Origin of the sequence: Pseudomonas sp. 3JA, assembly GCF_036961705.1 — a bacterium.
Classification (GTDB): domain Bacteria; phylum Pseudomonadota; class Gammaproteobacteria; order Pseudomonadales; family Pseudomonadaceae; genus Aquipseudomonas; species Aquipseudomonas fluorescens_Q.
Map to the genome: position 1 here is coordinate 138695 of NZ_JBAMDJ010000004.1, position 26171 is coordinate 164865.

Genomic DNA, 26171 nt, shown 5'->3' on the forward strand with positions numbered 1-26171 from the left:
GGGCTTGCTCGCGATGACGCCGGCACAGCCAACCTCCCTGCACACTGACCTCCTTACAAACTCAACCGCCCCCGCTCTTCCTCAGTCAGCCGCTGGCGGTTCTGTTCGTCCAAAGGCCCCGCACCCAGGACCTGCACCGGGCTGGCCGGGTCGTAGGCCCGAGGCGCTTCGCGGCTGGCGCCGTCGCGGGACGGGGCCAGTTGCTCGGAGCCAAAACTCACCACCTGGACGGTAAACACCGACGCCTGGTTCTGCCGCGCCGCATTCTGTTGCTGACGGGCCACGTCTTCCGCCGCCTGCGTCGCCGAAGACGCCGCCGAACTGGCCGAGGTGATGGCCCCGGTGTTCACCGAGGCCGCCAGCGGCACGCCGGTGGATTTGCCCTGGGTCTGGATGTTGGCCGCGTTCACCACGGTCAACGCCGCGATGTTGACGTTGCCCGACACCCGGATTCCCGCCTCGCCCGCATCAATGGTGCCCAACGGCGCGATCAGGTCGATATCCCCCGGCGCCACTTCGGCAATCGGGTTGAGGGTGGCGATACCGGCACCGGTACTCGGCACCGACGGCGACAGCGTCACGTTGCCCCAGGTGTCGTACAAGCGCTTGGGCGGCGTGTACACCACGGTGGTCTTCGAACCGCGACCCGCGTTGATGTCGCCCTGGGCCGACCAGCCGAGGATCGAGCCGCCGAAGGTGGTCATGATCCGGCTCTGCCCCAGCAGGATGCTGTTATGCGCATACAACTGGATATCGCCCTCACCCTGGGTGATGACGCCTGCGGTGGACGGCGGCGCGTTGCCCTCGATGCCGAAAGTCTGGCCGCCGCCCGGGGTCAGCATCTGGATACTGCCGCCGAAATCGGTGTGCACCCCCGCCCCGCCGAACATCGTGATGTCGCCCTTGTAGGTGATCGGATTGCCCGCCACGTCCTTGGTCGGGAACAACAAGTCGATAGCCTCGCGGCCCCGCAGGTAGCTGCCCTGGCGCACACCACCGACTTCGTTGTACTCACGCCCGCCGGCCTTGAGCTCGGCGAAGTACACGTCGCGGGCAAACACCCGCTGCTGCTCGGCCGGCAGTGCCGCGAAGTAGCTGCGGGCCTGCTCGGTGTCGCCGCTGAAACCGAAGCGCTTCTCCAGCCAATCCACCAATTCGGTTTCATAGGTCTTGGCGACCTTACCGTCCTGGTCCGCCAGGGGCACGCCGGCCAGGGCCTGGTTCGCCGGGTCCAGGTAGGCCTTGACGAAGCGCTCGTAATCCGCGCCGTTGAGGCCCGCGCCAGCTTGCAGCACCAAGCTCGCGCCAGGGCGCGAGTCTCCCGGCACCACGGCGCCGAGGCTGGTGATGCTGACCTTGTCGTCCATCAGGATATTGCGCCCGGCGGTGATTTCCAGCAGGCCGGGACCGGCGACGTTGAAGTTGCTGTAGAGGATGTCGCGCCCGGCTGACACGATGGAGATGTCGGTGGGGTTGTGGTGGATGAAGAGGTTGCCGGCGCTGGTGTACTGCCCCGTGACAGACTCACCACCCTGGCCGCCACTCAGCGGTGTTCCGCTGCTGACAATGTCCCGCCCGGCCATCATCCACACCGACCCGGTTCCTTCGTAATAAGTCTGGCCGAATCGGCTGTCATTCGGGGTGGTGAACGTCATCGTCCGCCCGCTATTGACGGCCAGCAAGTCACCCTTGAGCGCATAGAAACGGGCAGGATCGGTGTTGCTCGCCCATTCATCGGACGCGCTGCTGCTGTCAAAAGCAAACAACGGCAATGTATTTGCGCCTATAGAGACACGATTGGCATCGGCGGAGAGATTACTGACCACCACAGTGTTACCGACAAGCCCCATGAAGGCCGGCCGAAATGGTGTGGCCATGGCCGTGGACGAGGCACCAGAGCGACTGACCGTCAGGTCACCGCCATAGATGGAGTCACCAGCAAGGAACTGCAACTCGCTGTTGATGCCGGGGGCAAGCAGCAAGGCTGAGCGATAGCCGTTACTGGAGTTACCGGAGCCTGCGACCTTGGCCTGACCGTAGTAAAGACTGCCACTGGCCGCAACGGCCCGCAGAATCGATGGGTAGACTACCGCCAAGTCCGTCTCACTCCCAGAAATCAGCGGCGTCAGATTGCCCCCCGATGACCAGAGATCAATCGCAGTATTAGCCGTCCACAACGAAAACCAGCTCACGCCCGAGCCGTTAGTCGCACCATTTTTGAAGGGCGACACGCTCATCATCGGCGCCCGGCCCGGGTCGGCAACGTCCATCACGACCAAGTCGCCCAACGTACGCAGATCGAAGGTAGCATCACCAGGCATGAGGGTCAGTCCACCGGTTGCAGAGCCTCGTGTGGACTTGAAGGAGTCGTAGGCCCGTGTTTCTCCAGGGGATTGCACTGAGGCACTGTTGCCGTAGAGCAGGTCGATACGACCAATGGCACCACCATCGATTTGGGCGTGTCCTCGCAAATTGATGACCGCGCCGTTGAGATGCCCCATGGTGAACGAGCTCTCGGGATTCAAAACACCACCCACACGCAGGTTGAGATCGCCACCGCCGGTCAATTGCAGGCTGCCATCAGAGCCCACACGTCCGGTGCTGCCCACCGCCAACAGCAGCCCCTGGCTACGAGGGTTGATGTTTGAGTTGAAGTCGTTACCGGCGAGCCGGTTCAACACCCCCGCGTCCCCCTTCACCTGTACATCCAGATCACCGCCACCCAAAGTCCCGAACCCGGTGAAAGCGGCCATTTGATCAGCGTCACCCGACACCGTCGACGCGGTATGACTACCGAAGTTAATCCACCAGGCGGTCGGCTGGCTGCTCGCTGAATCACCATTGCCCTGGCGCCAGAGCCAATTGCCTACATTGGCCGAATCCTGGCCCATGTCGGTAGGGTTCGGTCGCCCGCTAGAGTTGACAGGCGCCGTCAGGTTGCCACTGAGGTCACCGCCGACCTTAAGCAACAGGTTACCGCCCGCGTCCGGATACCAGGCGCGATAGAGACTTTCAGCGCCGCCATCGACCAGCTTTTCGTTACTGCCATCCTCGTCGGTGAGCACCTTGCCGTTGGCGCCCAGGGCCTTGGGCTGGTTGTAGGGATCGCCTGGGAACGTCGGTGCCGACGAGGTGCCGGCGGTGTAGATGCCGAACAACGAATCCATGCGCAGGCTGCCACCGCTGAGCAGTTCCAGGTCGCCGGTGCCGGTGCGGATGACGCTCGGACGGACACTGCCGGCAACCGCATCATACTCCACGTCTGCGGGGGCACAGACACTCGGCGCCGCGTCGCAGAGTGACTGGACCGAATCAAACTGGAAAAACTGCGCAGCGGCCTGGCTGATCAGCTCGCCGGCCTTGACCTCAAAGCCGGAACCTGCCAATTCCTCCTCCGCTGCCTTGGTCCATCTGTAAGAAGCTTGAAGCGCGCAAATACCAGCGAAATCCGCACAGAACGCGTCAACCGAGTCGTAGCCAAAATTGCTCACGATTGTCAGGTCGACGGTTTGTCCGAGCGCTACCGTGAACCCCGCGCCCGCCAGCTCATCGACCCCTAGTTGAGTCCACTGATAGGTGCCCTTGGCCGGCACGGATTTGCCAAACATGCCGTAGTGGCTATCGGCAAGACGCAAGTCGCCTTGTACCGGATCGGGCTGGACGATCCGGCTGTCCGCCGCCGTCGTATCGGCCCCGGCCACCAGCCGCAGCGACCAGGATTGCGAACCCTCGGCGAGCATCGGGGCGATAGCCCATATGCGGCCATTGCTGCCGGCGATTTCCGGACGTAGCTGGATCGACTCGACGCCATCCGGCAACTTCACATCGGTGCCCGAGGGGATCAGCGAACCACGGTTCAGCGCCAGGCTGCCGTCCAGCTTGAGAATATTGCTCTGGACATTGCCCGCGTCGGCCACGTTGGGCAGCGCCACGCCCTTGGGCCAGGTGAAACCGAGCAAAGCGGTGGCGCCGCTCAACACGCTGCCAGCGCCCAACTGCGAGCCGGCTTCGAGGGTCTGGGCCCGGCTCAGCAAAGTGCCGGCGGCAAACAGCAGGTTGCCGGAGGCGTCGTGCACCGCAGCCGCCAATACCGTGCCGGCCGGCAGTTCCAAGGGTTGTTCCAGGATCGCCGCCACTGGCAACCGGGTGCCGGCCGCCAGGGTCACGTTTTTGATGGGTAAGTCGTAGTTGAGCGTGGTTCCCGCAGGGAACGCCGTACCGTCGGCCAGGGTCACGCCGGCACCGGGGACGACGATGTCGCCACCGGTGAAATCGATGCCGGGCAGCAACACCCAGCCTTTGTCATCCTGAGTGGCGGGCGGCGGAGCGAATCCGTCGTTGATGCTGCCGTAGATGCTCAGGTCGCCCCCGGCGCGCAGGGTCAGCGCGCCGGCCTCACCGGAGCCGTACACGGCGGTTTGCCGAGTGTGCGGGTTGACACTGGCGTAGCGATAACCGGACAGGTCCAGGTCGCCCTGCACCACCAGGTCACCGTCGGCCGTCGCGCTGACGATCTCGACGCCGGGCCGCAGGTGGAACGCATCGGCATAACGGGCGTTGTTCAGACCAGCGAGTTTGCGTTGCATCAAATCGCTGTTGGCCAGCGCCGCGTTGATGAAGGCGAGGCTGTCCTGATGCTTGCCATCCAGGTAGGCCTGGTCGATGACCTGATAAGGACGGCCACTGGCCGCCGGATCGCTGCCAAAGGCTGCGTCGTTGTATTGCCACATACCATTGACGGCGATGGACCGCACGCCCTGGATATCCAGGTTGCCGCTGGCGTCGATGGCAATGTCACCGTGGGTGGCATCCGGGCCGGCGCGCCGGGCATTGAGCTCCAGGGTGCCGCGAGCGCGACCATCATGCTGCCCCGCAGGCGCCGCGGTGCCATGGCGCAGATCGATGCGCGCGCCGTCGGCCAATGTCAGCACGCCGCCCCGGGAGGTCAGGTCGACCATGGCGCGGTTCGGTGAGTCGATGATCTTGCCGTAGCTGTCCACCCGCAGGCGATTGCCGTGGGCGTCGAGCACCGCGTTGCTGCCCAGGGTCAGAGAGCGCCCGGCGGCGAGCCGGATGCTGCCGACCCGTTCGCCGCTGGCGTCTACCTTGCCATTGACCAACAGGTTTCCGTTGTCGACCGACACACTGATGGTCGAGGCCTTGAGTTCGTTGCCGATCACCAGGTCGCCCTGTTTGAGCTGGAAGCCACGGGAACCGAACACCTGTCCGTCATCCAATCGTTGGTTCAAGGCCGCGAACTGCTCGCTGAGGCTGCCGTTGCCGCCCAGGCGCTGGGCCTGGACTTCCACACCACCGGCCAGGTACGGCATGGCGGTGCCGCCGGCGTCATATTCGCCCGTGCTGCTGCCGAGAATCCGACCCTGCAAATCAACGATCCCGGCGGCCTCGTCCAGGGCCACGGCACTGAGCCGGCCAGCCTGGTTGTTACGGGCCGAGAGGTCGATGCTTGAACCATCCGCCTGGCGGATGTTGCCGTTGCGGCTTTGCAGGATCACCTCACCACCGGCGCTGTAACGCGTCACATCGTTGAAGGTGACTGCGCGCCCAGCCAGGTCGATCTGCGCCGCATCCGTCAGGGTCAGGTCATCCGTCGCGCTGAGGGTGAGCTTGCCGCTGGGCAGCACCACTGCGCTGGCGAGGTTGAGGCTCGCGCCCTTGAGGGACAGCTCGCCCCCTAGCCCGGAGACAGCGCCAGGCTTAGCGGTTGTGCCCGTTACATTGACCACGCCGCCTGCAGTAATGCGGTTGACCGATCCGGCTTCACCAGTGAGCAACGGCGTGAGGATATTCAGGTTGCCGCCGCTGTAGACGTAGCCTGTTTTTGCGTCATAGGCGCCCTGGCTTTGATACACCGCCAGGCTGCCCTTGTGATTGGCGGTCAGGCGTTCGCTGGCGCTGAGGTTGACGTTGGCAAATCCCAGGGCCAGGCGGTCCAGGGTAGTGACCGAGCTCGGCTGGGCGAATTCACCGTAGCCAAACTCGATGCGCTGGGCCTGGATGTCCAGGCGACCGGCACCGGTACCGGCCCCACCGGCAATCACCGGACCCGGCGCGCCGACAGCGCCGTTCCAGATCAGGTTGGTGGTGCGAATGGTCGCCACATCATTGGCGCTACCGGCACCATAGATGGCAGGGGTGCTGAGCATCAGATTATTCAGGCGCGACTTGCCTGTTGTCGGGTCATAGGTGTCGAGACTGACGGTACCGTAAAAATTCAGCGCCTGACTGGCCGACAGTTCGAGGGTTTCCAGGGCCGGAGCACCGTACTCGGTGTCCCCGCGCAACAGGCGATCGAGCACGGTCTGGCTCAGGGTCAGCCCCGCCGGCAAGACCTGGTGCGTTGCCGCAGCGCTCAGGGCCTGGGCGGTGCCAACGTTGATGTTGCTCAGGGCCAGCGTCAGGTGACGGGTGCCATAGCGCACTTGGTCGTCCAGTTCCAGGCTGCTGCCCGAGGCGGCGACGATACTGCCTTCAGAGTGAATCTTCGTCACGCCTGTGCACGGTGTCAGGCTGCAACCGCCGATATTGACCGAACCCGTGGCGCCCGATTGCGGAGCCAGCACGTTGAGCAAACCGTTGGAAGCCGCCAGCAAATTGTAATTCTGGTTCCTCACATTGAGGTTATAGATAAAGCCATCACGGGCATCGTACGCCGCCTTGCCTTGTCCGAGGGTGTTGATGGCGGCGCCTTGTTCCACCAACAGCTCGCCCCCGTCGGTCAGCAGAAAAACCTCCGGTGCCGCCAGAGTCGCGCCTTCACGCAAAGTCACACTGCGCGAGACCCTTTGTGGCGTGACGTAGTTACCCCCTTGGCCATAAAGAATTGAAAACTGGCCGCCGATCACTTGGCGCGAGGCGTTCAATGCATTGAGGCTTGCGGCATTGAGGGTCACACCTTCGAAACCGGCCGTGGCCCCGCGCCCGTCGGCAACGACCTCCAGTGCGCTACCGGTGCCCCCTACCACTGCAACGGTACCGCCGTATCCACCCGCCTGAGGCGCGAACTTGCCAATACCCTTGAAGGAGAACGCCTGATCCCCAGCGCCCCTGGCCAGGTTCAGCTTCAAAGTCTTGGCATCCACTGGCAATAAAGCCCTGGGGACACCCAGGCGTCCGGCGTCGGCCACGGCAAACTGGGCGTAGCTGGTTTCGTTGTATTGCGAGTAGCGGCGAAGCACATTTCCCGACGTCAGAATGACCTGACTGGACAAACTGTTGCGCTGCCCGGTATTAGCCACCGACAGTACCCCAGCGGTGGTCCAGGAGCCGTTGCGCATCTGTTGCGCAGCCGTTGTCACCCCCTGCCCCGCCAGGCCATTGACTTCGACCCGGAACGCTCCCGGCAACAAGGCGTAGGTGGAGGGCATCAAGGTATAGGTACCCGCGGCCAATCCCGGAACGCCAGCACCAATGGTAATTTGCTGGCCTACCCTGGGGTCCACTGCGCCACCTTCGGGGGCGACTGGTGCATATTGGCTCTGGTTGCCCAGCACGATGGCATAGACCGGGTTGCTGGATAGGCCCGGCAAGGTAAAACCGCCGTTCGCGCCGATTTGTACCAGCGGATTGAAACGCGCGTCGGTGGAACCCCCTCGGCCGGAGATAAACCCGGCGCCGAGCAAGTCACCACCCCCCGAGAGGTCGAGTACCGAGCCTTCCTGAGCAACCACCGACTGCCCCCCCAGAATCACGCCGACATTGAGGTCACCATTGTCGGAGGGCACTGCGCCTTGCCCCAGCAGAACGACTTTTTTGCCTGCGTACTGGTAACTCTGCCCATCGACAGTACCGCCATAAGGCAGGATCAGCCCTAGGCCGCTGACGGAGGTCAAACTGTCCGGCAACAAGTCCAGCCGGGCAGATATGCCCGCCGAGCTATCATTTGTACCGACTTCAAGCAGCCCAAGCGGAGCCCGTACGACACCCCCTTGTTCGATCTTCGCACTGCCCAATTGCAAGCGACCGAACACCGAATAAGGCACCTGGGGGACGACCTGGGTGGTACGGCCGATAACCAGACTGCGCGTCGGATCGTAGAGAGGGATGTTGTTAACGGGATCGCGCCCCCAGCCATACCCTGCCAAAACACGAGCGCCTACGCCGGTCGCTGGATACAGTTGGGCGGCCTGCAGGATCATGTCCGCAGGCGTCACCAGTTGAGTTGTGAAACCTAAAGGCAACCCTTCGCTCGAGAACCCGGCCAGGAATCGCACATCTCCCCGACTGCTTAACTGAACCCGGTCAAAACCTGTGCGCTCCAACTCGACGGTGCTGCCGTCGGCCTGCCGCACGGTGCCCTTGCTGCTGAACGTCACGTTACCCTGCACATCCAACAGGTCTGCGTTGACAGAAAACACGGCCTTGTTCGTCTGTAACGATACGCCACCGTCGACCACCGGTCGGACGTAGTTATCCTTGTTTAGAAGGTTGGCCGCGGGGCCCGACAGCAGTACATGGGAAGCATTGAGTTGAGCCCGGGTATTTGGCGCGGCTGCACTCGTGACAAAGTTGCGGGCATACAGGCTCAGGCTTTGGCCAAGGGACAGCGACACGTCACCATCGATGCTCAACAGTCCATTGCTCAACAGCGCCAGGCTGTCGAAACCTCCCGACTGGACCTGATCAACACCCAAGCGCCCGTGGCCGTAAACCAACGAGTCCGCCGCCGTCTCGGCATTACCCTCCAGCAAGCTCGCAGGCGCGGTCTGTCCCAACACCAACTCACGCACCTTCATCGCTCGGTCGCTGGCGGCGTTCTTCACGTAGTAAGGCGTTTCCAATGCCACCGACAACTTGCCGCCCGCCGCCCCTGTCCCGCCCGAATGGGCGCTGAATGCGCCATCCAGGTACAAACCATTGGCCGACGCCAGGGAAATGCTGCCGCCATTGCTCGCCACCGAGGTGCGCCCCTGTCCGGGAATATCCAGCACGGCCTGGCTGCCATCCGCTTGCAGACGCGCGCCCTCGCGCACCACCACAAACAGTTCGGATGCGGAAGCCGAACCTTTCTCGGCGTCGATCTGGCCGCCGATGACAATCTGCCCGCCATCACGTACCAGGCCGTAGGTCCGACCACGCATATCCCGGGCGGTCACGGCCCGGCTGGAGACATCGATCAGAGCCTGCTCGCCCAGCCAGATGGAGCGACCGTGGCCCTGAGCGTTGACGGCTTCACCCTCCGCACCGATGACGCTCAACCCGGTGAGGCTGACCCGCCCCCCCCACGCATTGAGGGTACCGTTGGCGGTCAGTTGACCGATGCTGCGCACATCGATGCCCTGGCCCGGATCGACGCTGACCACGCTGCCCTTGCCCAGGTTCAACACGGTGCTGGCCATGTCGGCGGCGCTGGAGTTCGCGGTACCGGCAGTGAGACTCAGGCTCGCGCCGCGACGCTGGGTCATGACACCTTTGATCGCATCTTCCTGGTACAGCTCCGGCGTCCAGCGCTGCAACGCATCGGCCGGCTCCGCGCCGCTGCCGGTGTTCAACGCCTGCTCGCCAAAGCGGTACACCGGCATCGTCACATCGACCTGGGTCCCGTCGGCCACGGTCAGACCTTCGTTACCGGTGATGTCATAGGCCGAGAAGCCTTTGTCAAAAAAGTCTCCGCCCAGTTGCAGGGTGCCCGGTTCAAGCGGCGAGCCGCTGTCGCCGATCAGCACTTTGTTGGCCGCCAGCGTCAAGGTCCCGCCGCCATTCACGCCGGTGCCGCGCAGTTCACCGTCAAGGTTCAAGGCGCCGTTATCGGACGATGCGCCGGTACTGGCGGTCAGGGTCAGGTCACCGCCCTTGCCGCCGCGAGTCTTGCCATCGGCCATGACCGCAGCACCGGAACTGACGTCAATCCGGCTGCCCTGACGCACGTCAATGTCGCCACTGCTGCGCACGGACACCGTGCCGCCATTGAGGAACGGCAGGCCTTGGCGGTCGTTGCCGTCAAGCAGCAAATTGCTCCACCGCCCAGCGGTGTTCAGCATCACGCCCTCGCCCAACGTGACCCCGGCACGCTGACCGGTGGCGGGCGAAAGCACGACGTCTCCCATCTGGAAGTTATCGGTCCTGACCTGTTTAAGAACGTTACCCAAGGCAATGCGACCGCTGCGGGCCGTCAGGTTGGCGTTGACTTCCACCTGCGGTGCATAAAGCGTGATGTCGCCGCCATCGGCCACTTTAAGCGTGCCATCGACTTTGATACCTTCTGCCGCCGCCACCTTGACCGCGCCGAGCTGGAAGCCATTGAGCCGTTCGTTATCCAGCACCAGCTTGCCTTGCCGATCGGTGTCGACCACCGAGGTCAGGTCCTGGCCCGCGGCAATCTTGTCGGTCACCTTGCCGACGGTGACCTGATCGAAGGTGGGGTTCAAACCGCTGTTGATCACGCCTGCAGTCTTGTCATAGATCGGCGTGTAGCTGCCCACCCACAACTGCGCCCGTCGGGCCACGGCATTCTGCGATTGCTGGTAACCGTCGAGGTTGAGATTCGGCGCCTGAGTCTGGCGTTCACCCTGGTAGACCTCACCAACGATTTGGCCTTCCAGCACCGCGTTGCGGGTCGACACCACCAGCTTGCCGGCATCGCGGCCGACGGTGTAGCCGGCTTCGAAACGCTCGCGTGGGGCAATCAGCGGGTTGTAGTAGTAATCGGTCTGGCCCCAACGCTGGCTGTGGTCTTCGTAGCCCTTGTAGATACCGGTGTAGAGAATGTCCCCCGGCGCCTTGGACAATTCATACAAACGCCCATCAGCGCCCTTGAGCCAGGACTGCCGCAAGTAGCCGCTCTGCACATCCAGGGTACCGCCAGACAGGTTCAGTTGCGCTGCCTGCTGGGTCACCACGTCGTTGCCAGTGAACGTCAGGGTGCCGCCTTGAGCAGCCCATTCACCGGCGCTGTGGCCTCGGGTCCCCAAGTAACCGCCGACTTCCAACAGCCCACCCGCCGTGTACCAACGGTCGGTGGCGTAACCATTGGTGCCCGCCGGCACGTAGATCAAGTCGCGCACATCCACCCAAACATCGTTGTTGGTCAGCTTGCCGTCCTCGCGGTTGACCGGTGCGTCGCGCTGTTCATTGCCCTGCACGTTGACCTTGATGGAGTTGGACTCCATCGCCACCTTGACGCCAATGGCGCCGGATACGTCGATCACCGCGCCATCGCGCACCAGGCTGCGCCCGGCGGCGCTGACCGCGACCTGGCCGCCGGTGGCCAGGGTGATGGAGCTGTTCTGGAAGTCAACGCTACCGCCACTGACGATCTCGACCCGCGACTGATCGGTGCGGTCGACCACGCTGCTGAGGTTGTTGAATTGGCCGGTGATCAGGTTATTCGGCGTGCCATCCAGGCCGGCCGGTCCGGCATTGCGCTGACTGTCCAGGGCACTGCCGCCGGCGGCGTCGAGCAACACCGCCGTGGCGCTGCCCAGCCCCAGGGTCACGCTGCCAGTGCTGTCGCTGAAGGCGTTGAGCAGGTGCACGGTGCCGCGGGTGTCCACTGAACTGGTGGCGACGGCCACGCCGTTCTGCTCGACCCGGTGTCCGGTGAAGGTGATGTCGCCGGTGCTGGCCTGGATCAGGCCGCTGTTGATCACCGTGCCGGCGCTGCTGCCCGGTTTGAGGGATGTCGCGACCTCGTTGCCACGGGTGGTGGAACGCAGGTTGCCGCTGGTGCCCTGGCCGCGCCGGATGTAGAAGCTGTCGCCTGCCGCCAGGGTGGTCTGGCCCTTGGCGGTGATGATGGAGCCGGCGTTCTCCACTTCGCTACCCAGCAGCAAGGCATAGCCGCCCCCCGCCGTGGAGGTGGTGGCACGATGGGTTTCGATCAGTGCGCCCTGCTGCACTTCGACCTTGCCCGCCGCGTCGGTGAAGGTCGGCTGGGTGCCAGTGGCATCGACGTACAAGCCGCGCTTGCTGAATTGCTCATCGCTGATGTTGGCCGCCACCGCCGCCAGGTTGCGCACGTTGACCTGGCTGCTGCCGCTGAAAATGATGCCATTGCGGTTCACCAGCATCACCGTGCCGTTGCCCTTGATCTGGCCCTGGATCTGGCTCGGTCGCGCCTGCGGATCGTTGACCCGGTTGAGCACGGCCCAGTCCGACTGCTGCTGGAAATCCACCGTGGTGTTGCGCCCGACGTTGAAGGTTTCCCAGTTGAGAATCGCCTTGTCGGCGGTCTGCTCGATCTTCACCGTGGTCTTGCCGCCGGCCTGGGTCTGCTGCGGTCCCTTGGCGTTGAGCCAGCCCTGGGTCAGGCTGTTATCGACCTTGAGCCCGCCCTCGCCCAAGCCGTCGGGCACGGTCTGGATTTGCCCGAACGCGGCCTGCCTTCCTGCCGCTTGCGCCGCCTGCTGGGCTGCGATGGCGGCCACGGTGTTGTTGAGGTTGGTCAGCGACCGCTGCAACTGCGCATTGGCCCGTTGCTGCTGCGCCAGGGGTGGTGGCATGCCCGGCTGCGCCGTCGTGGGCCGCCCCGTACCACCAGCCGGGGACGCGCCCTTGGCGGCAAACCAGGCCGAACTGAACGCGGTCGCCGCCTGGGCATTGCCAGCCACCATCAGCAGGGCAATAGCCTGGGCCAGCGGCTTGAGCCGCAACATCGACAACTCGCCATCGCGACGTGGAGCATTCAGGTTCGTCTGGGGTTTGCAGCGCAGCATCCTACTCATCCTTTCGGGTTCGCTCTAAGGGGGCGCAACGCAGTGCTATCAAGCTGCCAGCGTTGGTTATAGGGGATAGGCGGTTACAGCCGCTCGGGACCGAACGGATGTCATGAAAATTTCATGTGGCTGTGTTGGCGCGGGCATGACGCAAAAAGTCAGCAACGGCTTTCACCGTTGCTGACCGGGTGTTGCAGGTCGTTCAAGCCTGGGCTTACAACGGACGACCGATGGCGTTGCAGACACTGGTGTTGCCGATGCTCAGACCATTGGAAGCCGTGACGAAGGAATCACGAATGGCAGTTTTCCAAGCCGAAGGCAGTGGCACGAAACGGTTGGCGGTGATGGCCGAGTCGTTGTTGGTCAACGAACCGTAGTGACGGCTGAAGAAGTTGCGAACCTGAGTGGTCTGGGTCGCATCGGCGTAGCACTGGCTGAAGATCACGTTGGTGAAACCCAGGATTGGGTAGCCGGTGGTTGGGTAGAGGCGCAAGCTAGGGTCAGCCGGAATGGTTTCATCGATCACTTTTTGGGAAGTGAAAATAGGCACCCAGGCGTTTGGTTTTGACCGGTCGGCAACAGCAGGAACCGTAACGGCATTGATAGCTGCCGACACGTTGGCTGGTGCAGGGGAAAGACCGCCAACACGAGCGACCTTGGTGGCGTCGTCCAGACCGGCCAGGGTAGTAGCGGCGTAATCCGGGCTCATATAGGTGATACGACCCTGCGCAGCGTTCAGTGCAGTCATCACGTTAGCACTGCCGGAGGCGGAAACGGCACCAGCTGGCAGGCCACCGCTGTAGCTGGAGGCGAAGGTGGTGGTGACACCGAAGGTGCCGGTTTCAGCGCACTTGGCATTCAGGAAGCGGGTGAACAGCTCGGTGGTGCCGCTGCTTTCTGAACGGTAAACCACGGTGATTGCGCCAGTACGGCCCGAACCAGTGATCTGGCTCCAGTCGGTCAGACGGCCGGAGAACACGCCGCACAGTTGGTTGACGCTCAGGTCGACGTTGGCGGTGCCAGTCTTGTTGAACGGAATGGCAACCGAAGTGGCGACCGAAGGCACCTGGATCAATGGACCCCAGGCGGCACCGTGGGCACTGACGTAGGTGCTCAGTTCAGTGGCGCTGAGCTTGGAGTCGCTACCAGCCCAGTGGACTTTCTTGCCGCTGGTGTCGCCAGGCACGAACTTGGTGTAGTCGTTGGTCAGGAAAGCAGCCTTGCCAGCACCGCTGCCCACGCCGATGTAAGGGGCAAAACCGGCAGTCAGTACGCCGGAAGTCTGATAGAGCGGCTGAGGCAAGGTAGCACCACCGCCATTGACATCAGCCATGGCGGCCTGAGCGGCGCAGAGGCCGGCGAGGGTCAGGGATACCGCGAGAACGTTGCGCTTAAACATGAAGAATCTCCTTTCATCGTGTTCGTACGAAGGTTGGGTGACGCGTGCTTGCCGTCATGGCGCTCGGTCCTGTGCCGGTGGCGATGGGGTGAGGCCATGGGTTAGAAATTCGCAGTTTCCGGTGACAGATAAAGGAAAAAACCTCGGGAGCTGGGGGCTGTTTTTCGAGTTTTTTCCTCGGGTGTTCGAGGGCTCTGGATTGGGGTTTCGAGCAAGTTTTGCGGTTGTCCGATGTGGGGTCGCGGTGTAGATGACGGTGAGTGGTTGCCGGGCAAGCAAACATGACAGAACGAGGAACCCGAGTTTGGCGAGGGTGAGGCTCGGGAGGTGTCGCGTCACTGCCCAACAACGGGCTGCTTTTGTGGCGAGGGAGCTTGCTCCCGCTGGGTTGCGAAGCGACCCCAAACCGGCTGACTGCGATCTGTCTGTTGTACTGGAAAGTCAGGTTTTGGGTCTGCTGCGCAGCCCAGCGGGAGCAAGCTCCCTCGCCACGGTTTTGTGCGCGGTGGGCTATTGAACCAACTGATTGATCTCGATAATCGGCAGCAACACCGCCATGACGATCACCAGCACCACCCCGCCCATGACCACGATCATCAGCGGCTCCAGCAGCGCGGTCATGCCCATGGCCCGGCGTTCGATGTCGCGGGACAGGGTTTGTGCGGCGCGTTCGAGCATCGGCGGCAGGCAGCCGGTTTTCTCGCCGCTGGCGATCAGGTGGATCAGCACCGGCGGGAAGACTTTTTCCACCCGCAGCGCCGCCGCCAGGTTGACGCCTTCGCGGACCTTGGCCGTGGCCTCGCTGACGCTCAGGCTCAGACGGTCGTTGGACAGCGTCTGGCGCGCCGCCTCCAGGGCTCGCAGCAACGGCACCCCTGCTCCGCCGAGAATTGCCAGGGTCGAGGCAAACCGCGCGGTGTTGAGGCCCAGTACAAAACGCCCGATCAGCGGCAGGCGCAACACCCGCGCGTGCCAACTCAGCCGCGCCGCCGGTTTGCGCAAGTACATACGCCAACTCCAGAAGCCACCGGCCAGCACGCCAAAACACAACCAGCCCCAGGCACGAATGAAATCACTGGCAGTGAGCATCGCCACGGTCAGCGCGGGCAGGTCTTGCCGGGCCTGGGAGAACGCGCTGACCACCTGGGGCACCACGTAGCTGAGGAGGAAAATCACGATGGCGATCGACACCAGCCCCACCACCCCAGGGTAGATGAACGCCGTGAGGATCTTGCCCCGCAAGTTGTTACGCTCTTCGATGTAGTCCGCCAATCGCTCCATCACCTGGGCCAGGTCGCCGGACTCTTCACCGGCGGCAATCAACGCCCGATAGATTTCCGGAAAATCCCGGGGGCGTGCCGCCAGGGCTTCGGCCAAGCGCATGCCGCTGCGCACATCGGCGCGCACCGCGCTTAAGGTCTGGGCGATGTGCTTGCGCTCGGCCTGCTCCACCGTAGCGCTCAATGCGGCCTCCAACGGCAGGCTGGCGCCCAGCAGGCTCGCCAGTTGGCGGGTGGCCCAGGCCAGGTCGTTGTCCGAGAGCTTGGCGCTGAACAAGCCTCCGCCGTTGGCCGGTGGCGTGTTGCGCTCGACCTGCACCTGCAATGCCGTCAGCCCACGGCTGCGCAACAGGTTGAAGGCTGCCCCCTGGCTGTCGGCTTCCAAATGTCCGGATTCGATCTTGCCCTGGGCGTCGGCGGCCTCGAAACGGTAGCGATTCATCAGGCGTCCCGTGTCACGCGCAGGATTTCTTCAGGGGCCGTGGTGCCACTGCGCACCCAGCGCTCGCCATCCTCGCGCATGCTGAACATCCCGGCTCGGCGGGCAGCGGCGCGCAGTGCCTGCTCCCCTGCCCCCTGGTGGATCAGCGTGCGGATGTCATCGTCAATGCAGAACAGTTCATGGATCCCGGTGCGCCCGCTGTAGCCGGTCTGGTTGCAGCTCGGGCAACCCACCGGGCGCCAGGTGCCGAGCGTGGCCGGATCCGGCTGCTTGCACTGCGGGCAGAGCCTGCGCACCAGTCGCTGGGCCAGCACGCCGAGCATCGACGAGGCCAGCAGGAACGGCTCGACGCCCATGTCGATCAAGCGGTTGATGGCCGACACCGCGTCGTTGGTGTGCAGCGTCGCCAACACTAGGTGACCGGTGAGGGAGGCCTGCACGGCGATTTGCGCGGTTTCCAGGTCGCGGATTTCGCCGATCATGATGATGTCCGGGTCCTGGCGCAGGATCGCCCGCAACGCCAGGGCGAAGGTCATGTCGATCTTGGCGTTGACCTGGATCTGGCTGATGCCCGGCAGATCGTATTCCACCGGGTCTTCCACCGTGAGGATGTTGTGGACGCTGGCGTCCAGCCGGGCCAGGGCGGCATAGAGGCTGGTGGTCTTGCCGCTACCGGTGGGACCGGTGACCAGGACGATGCCGTGGGGCTGACGGATCAGGTGATCGAGCTTGCCCAGCACGTCCGGGTCCATGCCTAACGTTTCCAGTTGCAGGCGTCCGGCCTGCTTGTCCAACAGCCGCATCACCACCCGTTCGCCGTGGCCGGTGGGCACCGTCGAGACGCGGATATCGATCGGGCGCCCGGCGACGCGCAGGGCGATGCGTCCGTCCTGGGGCAGGCGTTTTTCGGCGATGTCGAGCTGGGCCATGATCTTGATCCGCGACACCAACGCGCCGTGCAGGGCCTTGCGCGGCGAAACCACATCGCGCAGGGTGCCGTCGACGCGATAGCGCACCACTGAATGGCTCTCGTAGGGTTCGATGTGGATGTCACTGGCCTCGTCTCGTGCGGCCTGGGTCAGCAAGGCGTTGATCATGCGGATCACCGGCGCGCCGTCCTGGGTGTCCAGCAGGTCGGTGATCTCGGGGATGTCTTGCATCAACCGGTCGAGGTCCACTTCGTTTTCCGCCGCGCCCACGACGGCGGCAGCACTGCCCGTGTCGGCATAAGCACCGTTGAGCAGCCCATCGAGCTCCTCGTCGCGCACCCGCTCCAGCCGCACGTCGCCGAACTGACGGCGCACCTCGCTGATGGACCAACCCGGCGTGGACGGGCACACCATCAGCACCGCCCCCTCTGCGGACTGACGCAGTACCAGGCGCTGGGCCTTGGCCCAGGCGTATGGGAGGGTGTTCATGGGCACACTTCCTCTACGACTGACCCACCCACCACTGTGGCGAGGGAGCTTGCTCCCGCTGGGCTGCGCAGCAGCCCCAAAACCAGGCACCTCGGTGTGCCAGGCAGATAGCATGCAATCTTTTTGGGGTCGCTTCGCAACCCAGCGGGAGCAAGCTCCCTCGCCACGGAATTCATTGTCCAATCGGCTCCATCACAGGCACCGCCTTGATCACCGCCCTGGGCATCTGCACCCCGGCAGGCGCCGTCCCCGGAATCGCCCTCGCCGAGGCCGGCAACTGCGGGGCCTGCATGTCCGGCATTGCCCAGCTACGGTCTGGTTGCAGCAGGCCTTGGGCGCGACGCATGAAGTCGTAGCGGTTGAGGGTAATGCCGCGTCCCGCCGCCGTGTCGCGGATGATGTAGGGCCGCAGGAACACCATCAGGTTGGTCTTGGTGATCTGCCGCCGTTCGTTGCGAAACAGCGCGCCGATCCCCGGAATGGTCGACAGCCACGGTACCGCGTCATTGCTCTGGCTGTAGCCATCCTGCAGCAACCCGCCGAGGACCATGATCTGCCCATCGTCCAGCAGGATGCTGGTGTCGATGGCGCGCTTGTTGGTGACGATGCCGGTGGTGCTCGAAGCACGATTGTCGACGCTGCTGACTTCCTGATAGATGTCGAGCTTGACCGTCCCGCCTTCGGAAATCTGCGGCCGGACATTGAGCTTCAAACCCACCTCCTCGCGGGTCACGGTCTGGAACGGGTTGTTGCTGGTACCACCGCCGCCGGTGACATAGCTGCCGCTGACGAAGGGAATGGTCTGGCCGACGAAAATGCTCGCCGCTTCGTTGTCCAGGGTCAGCAGGTTCGGCGTCGACAGCACATTGGTGCCACCCTTGCTCTTCAAGGCCCGGGCCAGGACCTTGAGATCGAGAATCTTGCCGATACCCGGAATGTCCACCGTGCCGTTGACCACCCCCAGGTTCAGGCCCTGGGGCAAGACATCGATGCTGGTCTTGCCGTTGAGGTTGAGCGCGGTGCCGCCGAGGTTGACCCCGCCGATCACCCCGCTGCCACCGAGGTTGCCGGTCTGCCATTGCACGCCAAATTCGCTGGCGTCGTCCTCGCCGACCTCGACGATCAGGCTCTCGATCACCACTTGGGCGCGCCGCTGGTCCAACAGGTCAATGACTTCCCGCAGGTTGCGGTACAGCGGGTCCGGCGCGGAGATCAGCAAGGTGTTGGTGGTGGCGTCGGCCTGGATGGTCACGCCGCCGGCGCTGAAAGCGGTGTTCTGTTCGTTTTTCGTCGAAGCGGAAGTCGTGCCGTTGCTGCCTTGGCCGTAGCCGTTGCCGCTGGTCGAAGCATTGCCGCTGGTGGTGCCGCTGGTGCCATCGCCACTGCTGCCCTGCCCGCTCTGGCCATTGGTACTGGCGCCCATGCCACTGAGCACCGAGCGCGAGTTGTCGCTGCTCTCGCCTTCACTCTCCCCGGTGAGCAAGCCGCGCAGGGCCTGGGCCAGTTTGCCGGCCTGGGCATTGCGCAGGTACACCACATGCAGGTTGCTCGGGTTGTTCTGGGCGTTATCGAGCTTGTAGATCAGGTTGCGCGCCAGCTCCGTGCGCTCGGGGCTGCCGGCGCGGATGATGATGGAATTGGAGCGCGGGTCGCCGATCACGTTGATCTTCTGGGTCTGGTCGCCGCCCTGGGTTTCCAGCAGATCAGAGACCATTTGCGCGATGTCGACCGCGATGCCGTTGTGGATCGGCACCACGTCGGTGTCGATGGCACTCGGGGTGTCGATGCCTTCGATGAGTTGCGCCACCCGCGACAGGTTCTCGGCGTAATCGGTGACGACAATGGTGTTGTTGCCCGGGTAGGCATTGATCGGGTTGTTCGGCGACACGATCGGGCGCAGCACCGGGATCAGATTCACCGCGTTCTCATATTGCAGGCGGAAGGTGCGGGTGAGCATGCCGTTGCCGGCCGGTTTGTCGGCACTGTAGATCGGCCCACCCAGCAGTTTGGCATCGGCCTCCGGCACCACCTGGGCTACGCCACCGACGTCGACCACGCTGAAGCCTTGCATGCGCAGCGCCGCCAGCAGCATGTCGTAGGCTTGGTGGGCCGGGACCTGGCCTTCGGAGACCAGCGTCAGGTTGCCCTTGACCCGCGGGTCCACCAGAAACTGTTGACCGGTGGAACGGGACAAGGCCCGCACCACCGCCTGGATATCCGCCTCGACGAAATTCAGCGTCACCGGTTGATCGCCCAAGGGCGTACGCGCCGGCGCATTGTTGCGCGGCTCGCGAGCACGGGTGGTGAGGTCGACCTGATGCCGCACCGCGGGCTTATGTTCACGCAGGTCCTGGGCCCGCTGACGATCGAGCACTGCATCACCACTGCGCTGGGTACTCCCCAACGGAATGCCCAACTCGCTGTCCACCAGCAACGGTGGCTGCGACGCGGGTGGCGTGCTGTTGCACGCACTCAACGCGAGCAACAACAGCGGTGCAGCCTTGCGCCAATGACGTGGGTATCGGGCCCCTTTCATGAAGCTTCCTTAGCGCCTTGCGCCTGATCCATGCGAACGGTTCCGGACAGTGTGCCGGCGGTATTGTCGGTGTCGTGGTTGTCGGGATTGGCAAGGGCGGTGCGCTGCAAACGGGCCTCGATCACTTCCAGGGAGAATTGCCGTGGGTTGCCCAGCAACCAGCTGATCACCGCCTCCGCTGGGGCCTGGTCGAACGTGAGCTGCCAGGTGTTGGGGCGCTCGGCGCCAGGCGCTTGCAATTGGTAATGCTGGCTCAAGCCACTGGCGTCCAGGCTCTGGCGCAAGGCGGTTTCAAGAGGTTGCTCGGGTGCGGGCCCCGTGACGTCGCGCAACAGCACTTCGAGGGCTTCGGTCTGTGAACGCAGCTTCGGGGTTTCGGCTTGCCAATAGGCGATAGTCTTGAGCGGCGGCTGGATCAGTGCGAGCCAGACCAGACAGCCGCCCAACACCAGCGCAGCCAGGGCCACGGCGGCTTGCTCACGCACCGCCAGCCCCTGCCAGAACGTACGCAAACGCGTGCGATAGGTTGCCCAGCGCCCACACACCAATGCCAGAGAATGCTTATTCATCATCGGCGTCCGGGTTTTCGTCGGGGCTGCCCTGGCCGGCCGGTGCCACACGCAGGGTCCAACCCTGATCGATGGCAGCGACGTCAATGCCGGCCTGGACCAGGGGGATTTTCCAATCCTCTTCGGCGGCGGTTTTCTGCGCCTCGGCCACGACATTCAGGCGCAACTCACCGTTCTCGAACACCAGCGCCTGGACATTGCCGCTCATGAACGGCATGGCACTGCCCGCCTGTTGCACCAGGCTGGCAAAGCGTTGGGCCGGGTCGGTCGCCGCACCGTTCTGGCGCGCAGCGATTTGCTGACGCGCCTGTTGCAGCGGGTTGAGAATCACCGGCAACTCAGGAAACGCCTGCTTCACCCGCTGGCTCATCTGCGCCTTGAGCCGTTGACCCTGGGCTGCTTCACGGGCGGCGTAGAGGTTCAGCCCAATCACCCACACCGCCAGTGCTGTCGCGCAGATCGCCGCCGCCCGGCCCCAGCCACCGCGCTCGACGGCGTTGCGTGCAAGGCCGGCATGCAACCCCCAGCCTGGCGCAGGGCCCATCCAGCGATGGGTTTCGGCCAAGGCCTCGATCGAAGGTTGCGGCGGCGCCTCGCCCACCCAGTGCACCCCGGGCCCCGTTTCCAGTAGCCACTCGTCCAACGCCTCTTGTTGCAACGGTTGCACCACGGCGTGCTGCAGGTCATGGCGCACCAGCAGATGGTCGTCCTCGATACAGGCCACCGGCCCCGACAGCACCGGCAAGGCGTAGGCCGCCGGGTAGAGGCCACGCAGTTTCATGCCGGCCTGGTGCACAAGCCGCCCGAGATTGGCGAGGGATTCACGGTCCAGCCAGGCGATCTGCACCTGCCCATCGACCCCACGCGGGCCATGGGCCACCTGCATCTGTTCGCTGGCTCCGAGCATCAGGGCCTGGGCCGCGCACGTCACCGCTGCGGTGATCCTGGCCGCCGGTAACAGCGGCAACTCCAGGCGGGTCAACACGCTGTCGCGGGGGTGAAGAAAACACTCCACCGAAAGGTTTTTACCACTCTGGCCCAGCGCCCGAAGGCTGCTGCGGCCTTGCTCACGGACCTGGCCTTGGCGATCCAGCCAGGCAAACGCCACCGGGCTGTCGAGGTCCAGGCTGTCCAGCGGCGCCAGGGCGATGCGCAAGCGCGTCATACCCCCACCCTCGACCAGATCACCTGGGGCAAGCGGTCCTCGGTACGTTGCAGCAACGCCTCCAGCTCGACCCGCCGCTGACCACTGCGTGCCTGGCCCCGCAGGCGGAACCAATCACTGGTGATGCCGACCTTGACGCTGGCCGTGTCCAACTCCGGCATGCGCAGGCGATTGACGAAATCCCCGCGATTGATAAACCAGTGGCCGCCGTCGCGCTCCCTGACCAGAGCCTCGGCCCGTTGCAGCGACAGCCCCGGCACGTAGGCGGCCAGCACCGGGGCGCTAGCGGTGTTGCCATTGAGCCAGGTGTTGGTGGGCAGGATCGTCACGTACGGCGCCAGTGTGTCCAGTAACCGTGTGGTGACGCCTTTGACGCTGCGCAAGTCTTGCAAGGTGCGCAGCATCGGGCGCGTCGGGGCCAGCGGCGTGTTGTCGGCCTGGGGCGAGGTTGCGCGGCCGCTATCGAAAGTATTGGCCTTTGGCGCCTGGTCCACCCGCTGCGGACTCAACAGGCGCGGATAGGCCTCGACCACCCTGTCGACGATACGCGTGCGGACCGTCGCGGCCACGCCCAATTGCTGGCACAGGCGTTCGAAGGCGCGCACTTGTTCCTCGTCCACCCGCTCATTGGCGACGAGGTTGCGCAGGTTGAACTTGCCTTGCTCATCTTCCAACTGGCCTTCGAAGGGTGTGTCGATCTGGCCTGAACCCGGTATCACGATAGGTTTGGCCCAAGGTTGGCCGAAGCGTGTCAGTGGATCGCGCTGCCTGGCATCCCAGAGCAACTGGCGACTCAGTTGCAGGCCACCCTGCAACCGCGCCGAGCCCTGGACACGCAACTGCTCGGCCTCCAGGCTGCGAGTGAACAGGGTCTGGCGGGTCAGCATGCCACCGGCAATGACCGCCACCACGGCAGCAATCAGCAAGGCACTGATCAGCGCCATGCCGCGCTGCTTCGCCGCGAGGGGCGAATCCGTTCGCATCACGGCCCTTACAACTGCCAGGAGCCAATGTCGGCATTCACGCCGTCGCCGTCAGGCTGACCGTCGGCGCCAAGGGAGAAGATATCGACTTCGCCGTTGGCACCCGGGTTGAGGTAGTTATAAGGACGGCCCCATGGGTCGTTGGGCAGGCGCTCGAGGTAGGAACGCCAGGTGCCGTTTTTCGCATCGGCCGGTTTTTCCACCAGCACTTTGAGGCCCTGGTTCATGCTCGGGTAACTGCCGTGGTCAAGGCGATACAGCTTCAAGGCTTGCATCAGGCCGCCAATGTCCTGTTTCGCCGCCGTTGCCCGCGCCTGGTCGGGACGGTCGAGCACCTTGGGCACCACCATCGCCGCCAGGATGCCGAGGATCACCACCACGACCATGATTTCGATCAGGGTGAAACCCCGCTGCCCGCGAGGGCCTTGGGGACGGGCGTTGTAACGGGCGATCTGCATCTCGACGGTCCTTCGCTGGATTCGATTCGAGGCGCAGTGTTGCAAGAAAATATGTCAGTGATATTGAAATTGCTCAGGAGCTTGCGTCGTCAATTGGTCACGAACGCCGGCTAATCTTCAAGGCTGCCCTCACCCCGAGCCAGCGCCATGCCACGCCTCGCTCCACAAGCCGGCTTCACCCTGATCGAAGTGCTGGTGGCCCTGGCGATCATCGCCGTGGCCATGTCGGCCGCTGTGCGTGTGGCGGCGGTGATGACCCAGAGCAACGGCCTGCTGCGGGACAAATCCATCGCCCTGCTGGCCGCCCGCAGCCAACTGGCGCAGTTGCGTCTGGAAGGTCGTTTTGCCCAGGGCTCGAAAGTGTTCGAATGCGACCAGGGGCGATTGCTGTTGCGTTGCGAACAGAACCTGCGCCCGGCGGAAAACGGCCGGCTGCTGTGGGTTGAACTGAGCGTCTCGGATCGCAGTCGCGAAGCACCGCCGTTGGCTCGGTTGGAGACGTTGGTCAGCCGGGAAAAATAAAGGCAGCCCCTTGTGGCGAGGGAGCTTGCTCCCGCTGGGTCGCGAAGCGGCCCCAAAATCTTGCGGTTGCTGCGCAACCGAGCGGGAGCAAGCTCCCTCGCCACAGAGGTTCAGCGCTGGTTTTCGGAGCGTGTCAGGGACGGCAAACTCACCGGATCCGGCAACCGAGCCAGGACCAACCGGGTCTGCTCATTGCCACGTTCGATGACCACCGCCTGCGCCTCGATCGCCACCAACCGTACGCCTTGGGCCACCCTTTCACCGACCAGGAAACTGCGCGGCGGTCCGTCGTTGAGACTGAGGATCGCCACGGGCGTGTGCGTGCCGGCCATCACACCGCTGACCTTGATGTCCACCGCTGCCGGCTGGTTGGAGAACCATTGCAGCGCCGGGTTATCGGAACGTTCGGCCATGCGTTGCGGGGCGACATCCGGCGTGCGCGACTCGGCCGACGTGAGCAGCAGCGAAGACCAGGTCGCCACCCCGGCCAACGCCGCCAACAGACCCACGGCCTGGACGATTTGCGCCGGGGACACACGCTCGATGAACGCCATGGCCTTGAATCTCCTTTTTTGGGTTCCAGCGTCCAGCCTACGCGTCAATTCTCTCCGTTTTATTTCACATCCTTATCATCTTCACCGTGCAGGATGGTTTCACGCAAAGGAGCACGCATGAACCTCGGCAAGCAACGCGGTTTCACCCTGATCGAACTGATGGTGGTGCTGGTGATCATCGGCATTGCCAGCGCCGCCGTGAGCCTGAGCATCAAGCCGGATCCGTTGAAGTTGCTGCGCCAGGACGGCGAGCGGCTGGTGCAACTGCTGCAACTGGCCCAGACCGAAGCCCGCACCGACGGGCGACCGATTACCTGGCGCTGGGACGCCAAGGGGTTTGGTTTCAGTCGTCGCGCCGATCAAGGCACCGGGTTGGATCGTTTCAAGGATGACCCGCAACTGCATCCACGTCGCTGGCAGAGCCCGTCGATGGAGGTTCGCGTGGACCCCAGGCAACGGGTGGTGCTGAATGCCGAGTGGCTCGGCGAGCCCTTGCAGATCCGCTTGTCGGACGGCCTGAACAGTCTCACGGTGCAACGCAGTGCCGCCGGGCGGGTGCAACTCCAATGAGCGCCCGGCAGACAGGCTTCACCTTGCTAGAAGTGATGGTGGCGATCCTGCTGATGGCGGTGGTCAGCCTGATCGCCTGGCGCGGGCTGGACAGCGTGACCCGTGCCGACAGCCACTTGCAGGCCAGTACCGAGCAGACCGAAGCGCTGCTGCGGGTGTTGAACCAACTGGAGCGCGACGTGGCCCTGCGCGCCAGCATCGAGCTGAGTGAGCCGGTCAAACCCGGCGTCGACGACCAGCCCTCGACCGCCCCGCCCGCCCTCACCGTGCGCAGCACCGAAGGTCGGGGCTTTCGCCTGGATGTGATCCGCGTGGCGGCGACCCAGGAAGGCGAGTTGCAACGGGTGCGCTGGTGGCTCAAGGGTGACACACTTTACCGCGCCCAAGGCCAGGCCCGCAGTCGCTACCCCCTGCCCGCACCCGGCTCGGGCGTGGCCGTGCTCAGTGACGTCAGCGATGCCGGACTGCGGTTCTGGGACAAGGAAAAAGGCTGGCGCAAGCTCAGCGGCAACCGCCAGGAAAACCCGATGGGCATCGAAATCAGCCTGACCCGCCAGACACCCCAAGGCGCCGAGCAGTATCGACAGGTGCTGGGGCCGCTGGATTAGCTTGCTCGCGATGGGGCTCGCCAAGCGCCGCAGGCCTCAGCTCAGCACCACCACGCCACCCGGCAACTCGGTGCATTTGGCGCCGTAGGCATCGCGGATCAACAGCGCCACGCCCGCCAACTGGTCGAGGCGAAACCGCGCCTGGACCTTGCGCTGGCCCAGTTCGCGGTTGAGCAGCAGCAACATGCCGGGACGGTAGCGGTTGATTTCGTCGATGACGCTGGCCAGGGTCGCGTCGTTGAACACCAACACCTGCTCACGCCAGGCAATGGCGGCCGACACATCGGCACGCTTGGGCGCGCCCACCTGGTGAGGGTCATAAGTCATCTGCATGCCCGGCTCCAGGCGAAACCGCCGGCCTTGCACCTCGACCTGCACCACGCCCTCCAGGCAGGTCGCGCAGACGCTCTGGTCGGTGTAGCGGATGTTGAAGCGTGCCTGGGCGGCGCTGATCCAGCCGGCGCCGGCCTGGACGCTGACCACCTGGGCACTGCGCCCCTGCACTTCAATCTCGCCGCTGAGCAATTCCAGTCCTTGTCCGCCGTCGACCAGCGCGCGGCGACTGAGGCGGGTCTGGGTGTTGAGCTCCAGGCTGACGCCTTCGGCCAGTTCCACGCGGCGCTGTTCGCCGACGTCGGTGACGTAGTCGGCTCCCAGCCCGGAAACACCGCCTGGCACCGTGGCGCGGATCAACAGGAAGGCCGCCGATGCCGCGATGGCGCCACCCAACAACGCCCGACGGCCGAAATGCCGGGGCGCCTGCAACGCTGCGGCGGCCGGTTGCAGCCCCTGCCACAACGCCTTGGCCTGTTCAAAGGCCTGCGCATGTTCGGGACTTTGCCCACACCACAGGCGCAAGGCCCGGGCATCGGCCACAGTGGCGCGCCCCGAGGTCAGCAGGATCAGCCAGTCTCGGGCCTCGCTGGCCAATCGGGCCTGGGGCGTGGCGTCAGGGGAAGCGATGCTGAAGATGTTCAAGCGCACACACACTCA

The 26171-nt window shown here is 64.2% G+C and carries 14 protein-coding genes; 3 read left to right on the forward strand and 11 right to left on the reverse strand.

Annotated elements, in window-relative coordinates; translation table 11 throughout:
- Window positions 1-53: 53 nt before the first annotated feature.
- The 9 genes from V7773_RS04740 to gspG all read right to left on the reverse strand — a co-directional run bounded on the left by V7773_RS04740 (window position 54) and on the right by gspG (window position 22924).
- Entirely contained in the window at window positions 54-12674 is a 12621-nt protein-coding gene (locus tag V7773_RS04740; protein ID WP_336072483.1) for a filamentous hemagglutinin family protein, read from the reverse strand.
- A gap of 214 nt (window positions 12675-12888) precedes the next feature.
- Entirely contained in the window at window positions 12889-14073 is a 1185-nt protein-coding gene (locus V7773_RS04745; RefSeq protein ID WP_336072484.1) for a substrate-binding domain-containing protein, read from the reverse strand.
- Between the two features lie 510 nt (window positions 14074-14583).
- Window positions 14584-15795, reverse strand: a complete 1212-nt coding sequence (gene gspF / locus V7773_RS04750) for a type II secretion system inner membrane protein GspF (protein WP_092462560.1) — start codon at window positions 15793-15795, stop codon at window positions 14584-14586.
- Complete coding sequence (gene gspE, locus V7773_RS04755) at window positions 15795-17213, reverse strand: type II secretion system ATPase GspE (protein WP_336072485.1); 1419 nt, start codon at window positions 17211-17213, stop codon at window positions 15795-15797. The genes gspF and gspE overlap by 1 nt, the downstream gene beginning before the upstream one ends.
- Window positions 17214-17385: 172 nt before the next feature.
- Window positions 17386-19749: a type II secretion system secretin GspD gene (gene gspD / locus V7773_RS04760; RefSeq protein ID WP_092464658.1), complete on the reverse strand. Its 2364-nt coding sequence runs from the start codon at window positions 19747-19749 to the stop codon at window positions 17386-17388.
- Window positions 19746-20318 carry a type II secretion system protein GspM gene (gene gspM, locus V7773_RS04765; RefSeq protein WP_336072486.1) on the reverse strand — a complete coding sequence of 191 codons (573 nt, stop codon included), beginning with the start codon at window positions 20316-20318 and terminating at the stop codon, window positions 19746-19748. Before gspM ends, gspD begins: the two co-directional genes overlap by 4 nt.
- Window positions 20311-21483 carry a type II secretion system protein GspL gene (gene gspL / locus V7773_RS04770; protein ID WP_336072487.1) on the reverse strand — a complete coding sequence of 391 codons (1173 nt, stop codon included), beginning with the start codon at window positions 21481-21483 and terminating at the stop codon, window positions 20311-20313. The genes gspM and gspL overlap by 8 nt, the downstream gene beginning before the upstream one ends.
- Window positions 21480-22466 (reverse strand): type II secretion system minor pseudopilin GspK, encoded by a 987-nt coding sequence (gspK, locus tag V7773_RS04775; protein ID WP_336072488.1) that lies wholly within the window; start codon window positions 22464-22466, stop codon window positions 21480-21482. The genes gspL and gspK overlap by 4 nt, the downstream gene beginning before the upstream one ends.
- 8 nt (window positions 22467-22474) lie before the next feature.
- Window positions 22475-22924: a type II secretion system major pseudopilin GspG gene (gspG, locus tag V7773_RS04780; RefSeq protein WP_336072489.1), complete on the reverse strand. Its 450-nt coding sequence runs from the start codon at window positions 22922-22924 to the stop codon at window positions 22475-22477.
- Window positions 22925-23071: 147 nt separating this feature from the next.
- Between gspG and gspI the strand changes: the two genes are divergently transcribed.
- Window positions 23072-23446 (forward strand): type II secretion system minor pseudopilin GspI, encoded by a 375-nt coding sequence (gspI, locus tag V7773_RS04785; RefSeq protein ID WP_336072490.1) that lies wholly within the window; start codon window positions 23072-23074, stop codon window positions 23444-23446.
- A 110-nt stretch (window positions 23447-23556) separates the two neighbouring features.
- On the opposite strand, the gene V7773_RS04790 is transcribed toward gspI, so the two are convergent.
- On the reverse strand, window positions 23557-24000 hold the full coding sequence (locus tag V7773_RS04790) for a type II secretion system protein N (RefSeq protein WP_336072491.1): 444 nt from the start codon (window positions 23998-24000) through the stop codon (window positions 23557-23559).
- A gap of 117 nt (window positions 24001-24117) precedes the next feature.
- Between V7773_RS04790 and gspH the strand changes: the two genes are divergently transcribed.
- Entirely contained in the window at window positions 24118-24570 is a 453-nt protein-coding gene (gspH, locus tag V7773_RS04795) for a type II secretion system minor pseudopilin GspH (protein WP_336072492.1), read from the forward strand.
- Entirely contained in the window at window positions 24567-25178 is a 612-nt protein-coding gene (locus V7773_RS04800; protein WP_336072493.1) for a PulJ/GspJ family protein, read from the forward strand. Before gspH ends, V7773_RS04800 begins: the two co-directional genes overlap by 4 nt.
- 36 nt (window positions 25179-25214) lie before the next feature.
- On the opposite strand, the gene V7773_RS04805 is transcribed toward V7773_RS04800, so the two are convergent.
- Complete coding sequence (locus tag V7773_RS04805) at window positions 25215-26156, reverse strand: FecR family protein (protein ID WP_336072534.1); 942 nt, start codon at window positions 26154-26156, stop codon at window positions 25215-25217.
- Window positions 26157-26171: the final 15 nt, after the last annotated feature.

Excerpts from the sequence above, each read along its gene's own strand:
- gspK (WP_336072488.1), bottom strand. The coding sequence starts at position 22,466 with ATGCGAACGGATTCGCCCCTCGCGGCGAAGCAGCGCGGCATGGCGCTG.
- gspD (WP_092464658.1), bottom strand. The coding sequence starts at position 19,749 with ATGAAAGGGGCCCGATACCCACGTCATTGGCGCAAGGCTGCACCGCTG.
- gspM (WP_336072486.1), bottom strand. The coding sequence starts at position 20,318 with ATGAATAAGCATTCTCTGGCATTGGTGTGTGGGCGCTGGGCAACCTAT.
- gspH (WP_336072492.1), top strand. The coding sequence starts at position 24,118 with ATGAACCTCGGCAAGCAACGCGGTTTCACCCTGATCGAACTGATGGTG.
- V7773_RS04745 (WP_336072484.1), bottom strand. The coding sequence starts at position 14,073 with ATGTTTAAGCGCAACGTTCTCGCGGTATCCCTGACCCTCGCCGGCCTC.
- V7773_RS04740 (WP_336072483.1), bottom strand. The coding sequence starts at position 12,674 with ATGCTGCGCTGCAAACCCCAGACGAACCTGAATGCTCCACGTCGCGAT.
- gspG (WP_336072489.1), bottom strand. The coding sequence starts at position 22,924 with ATGCAGATCGCCCGTTACAACGCCCGTCCCCAAGGCCCTCGCGGGCAG.
- gspI (WP_336072490.1), top strand. The coding sequence starts at position 23,072 with ATGCCACGCCTCGCTCCACAAGCCGGCTTCACCCTGATCGAAGTGCTG.
- gspF (WP_092462560.1), bottom strand. The coding sequence starts at position 15,795 with ATGAATCGCTACCGTTTCGAGGCCGCCGACGCCCAGGGCAAGATCGAA.
- gspE (WP_336072485.1), bottom strand. The coding sequence starts at position 17,213 with ATGAACACCCTCCCATACGCCTGGGCCAAGGCCCAGCGCCTGGTACTG.
- V7773_RS04790 (WP_336072491.1), bottom strand. The coding sequence starts at position 24,000 with ATGGCGTTCATCGAGCGTGTGTCCCCGGCGCAAATCGTCCAGGCCGTG.
- gspL (WP_336072487.1), bottom strand. The coding sequence starts at position 21,483 with ATGACGCGCTTGCGCATCGCCCTGGCGCCGCTGGACAGCCTGGACCTC.
- V7773_RS04800 (WP_336072493.1), top strand. The coding sequence starts at position 24,567 with ATGAGCGCCCGGCAGACAGGCTTCACCTTGCTAGAAGTGATGGTGGCG.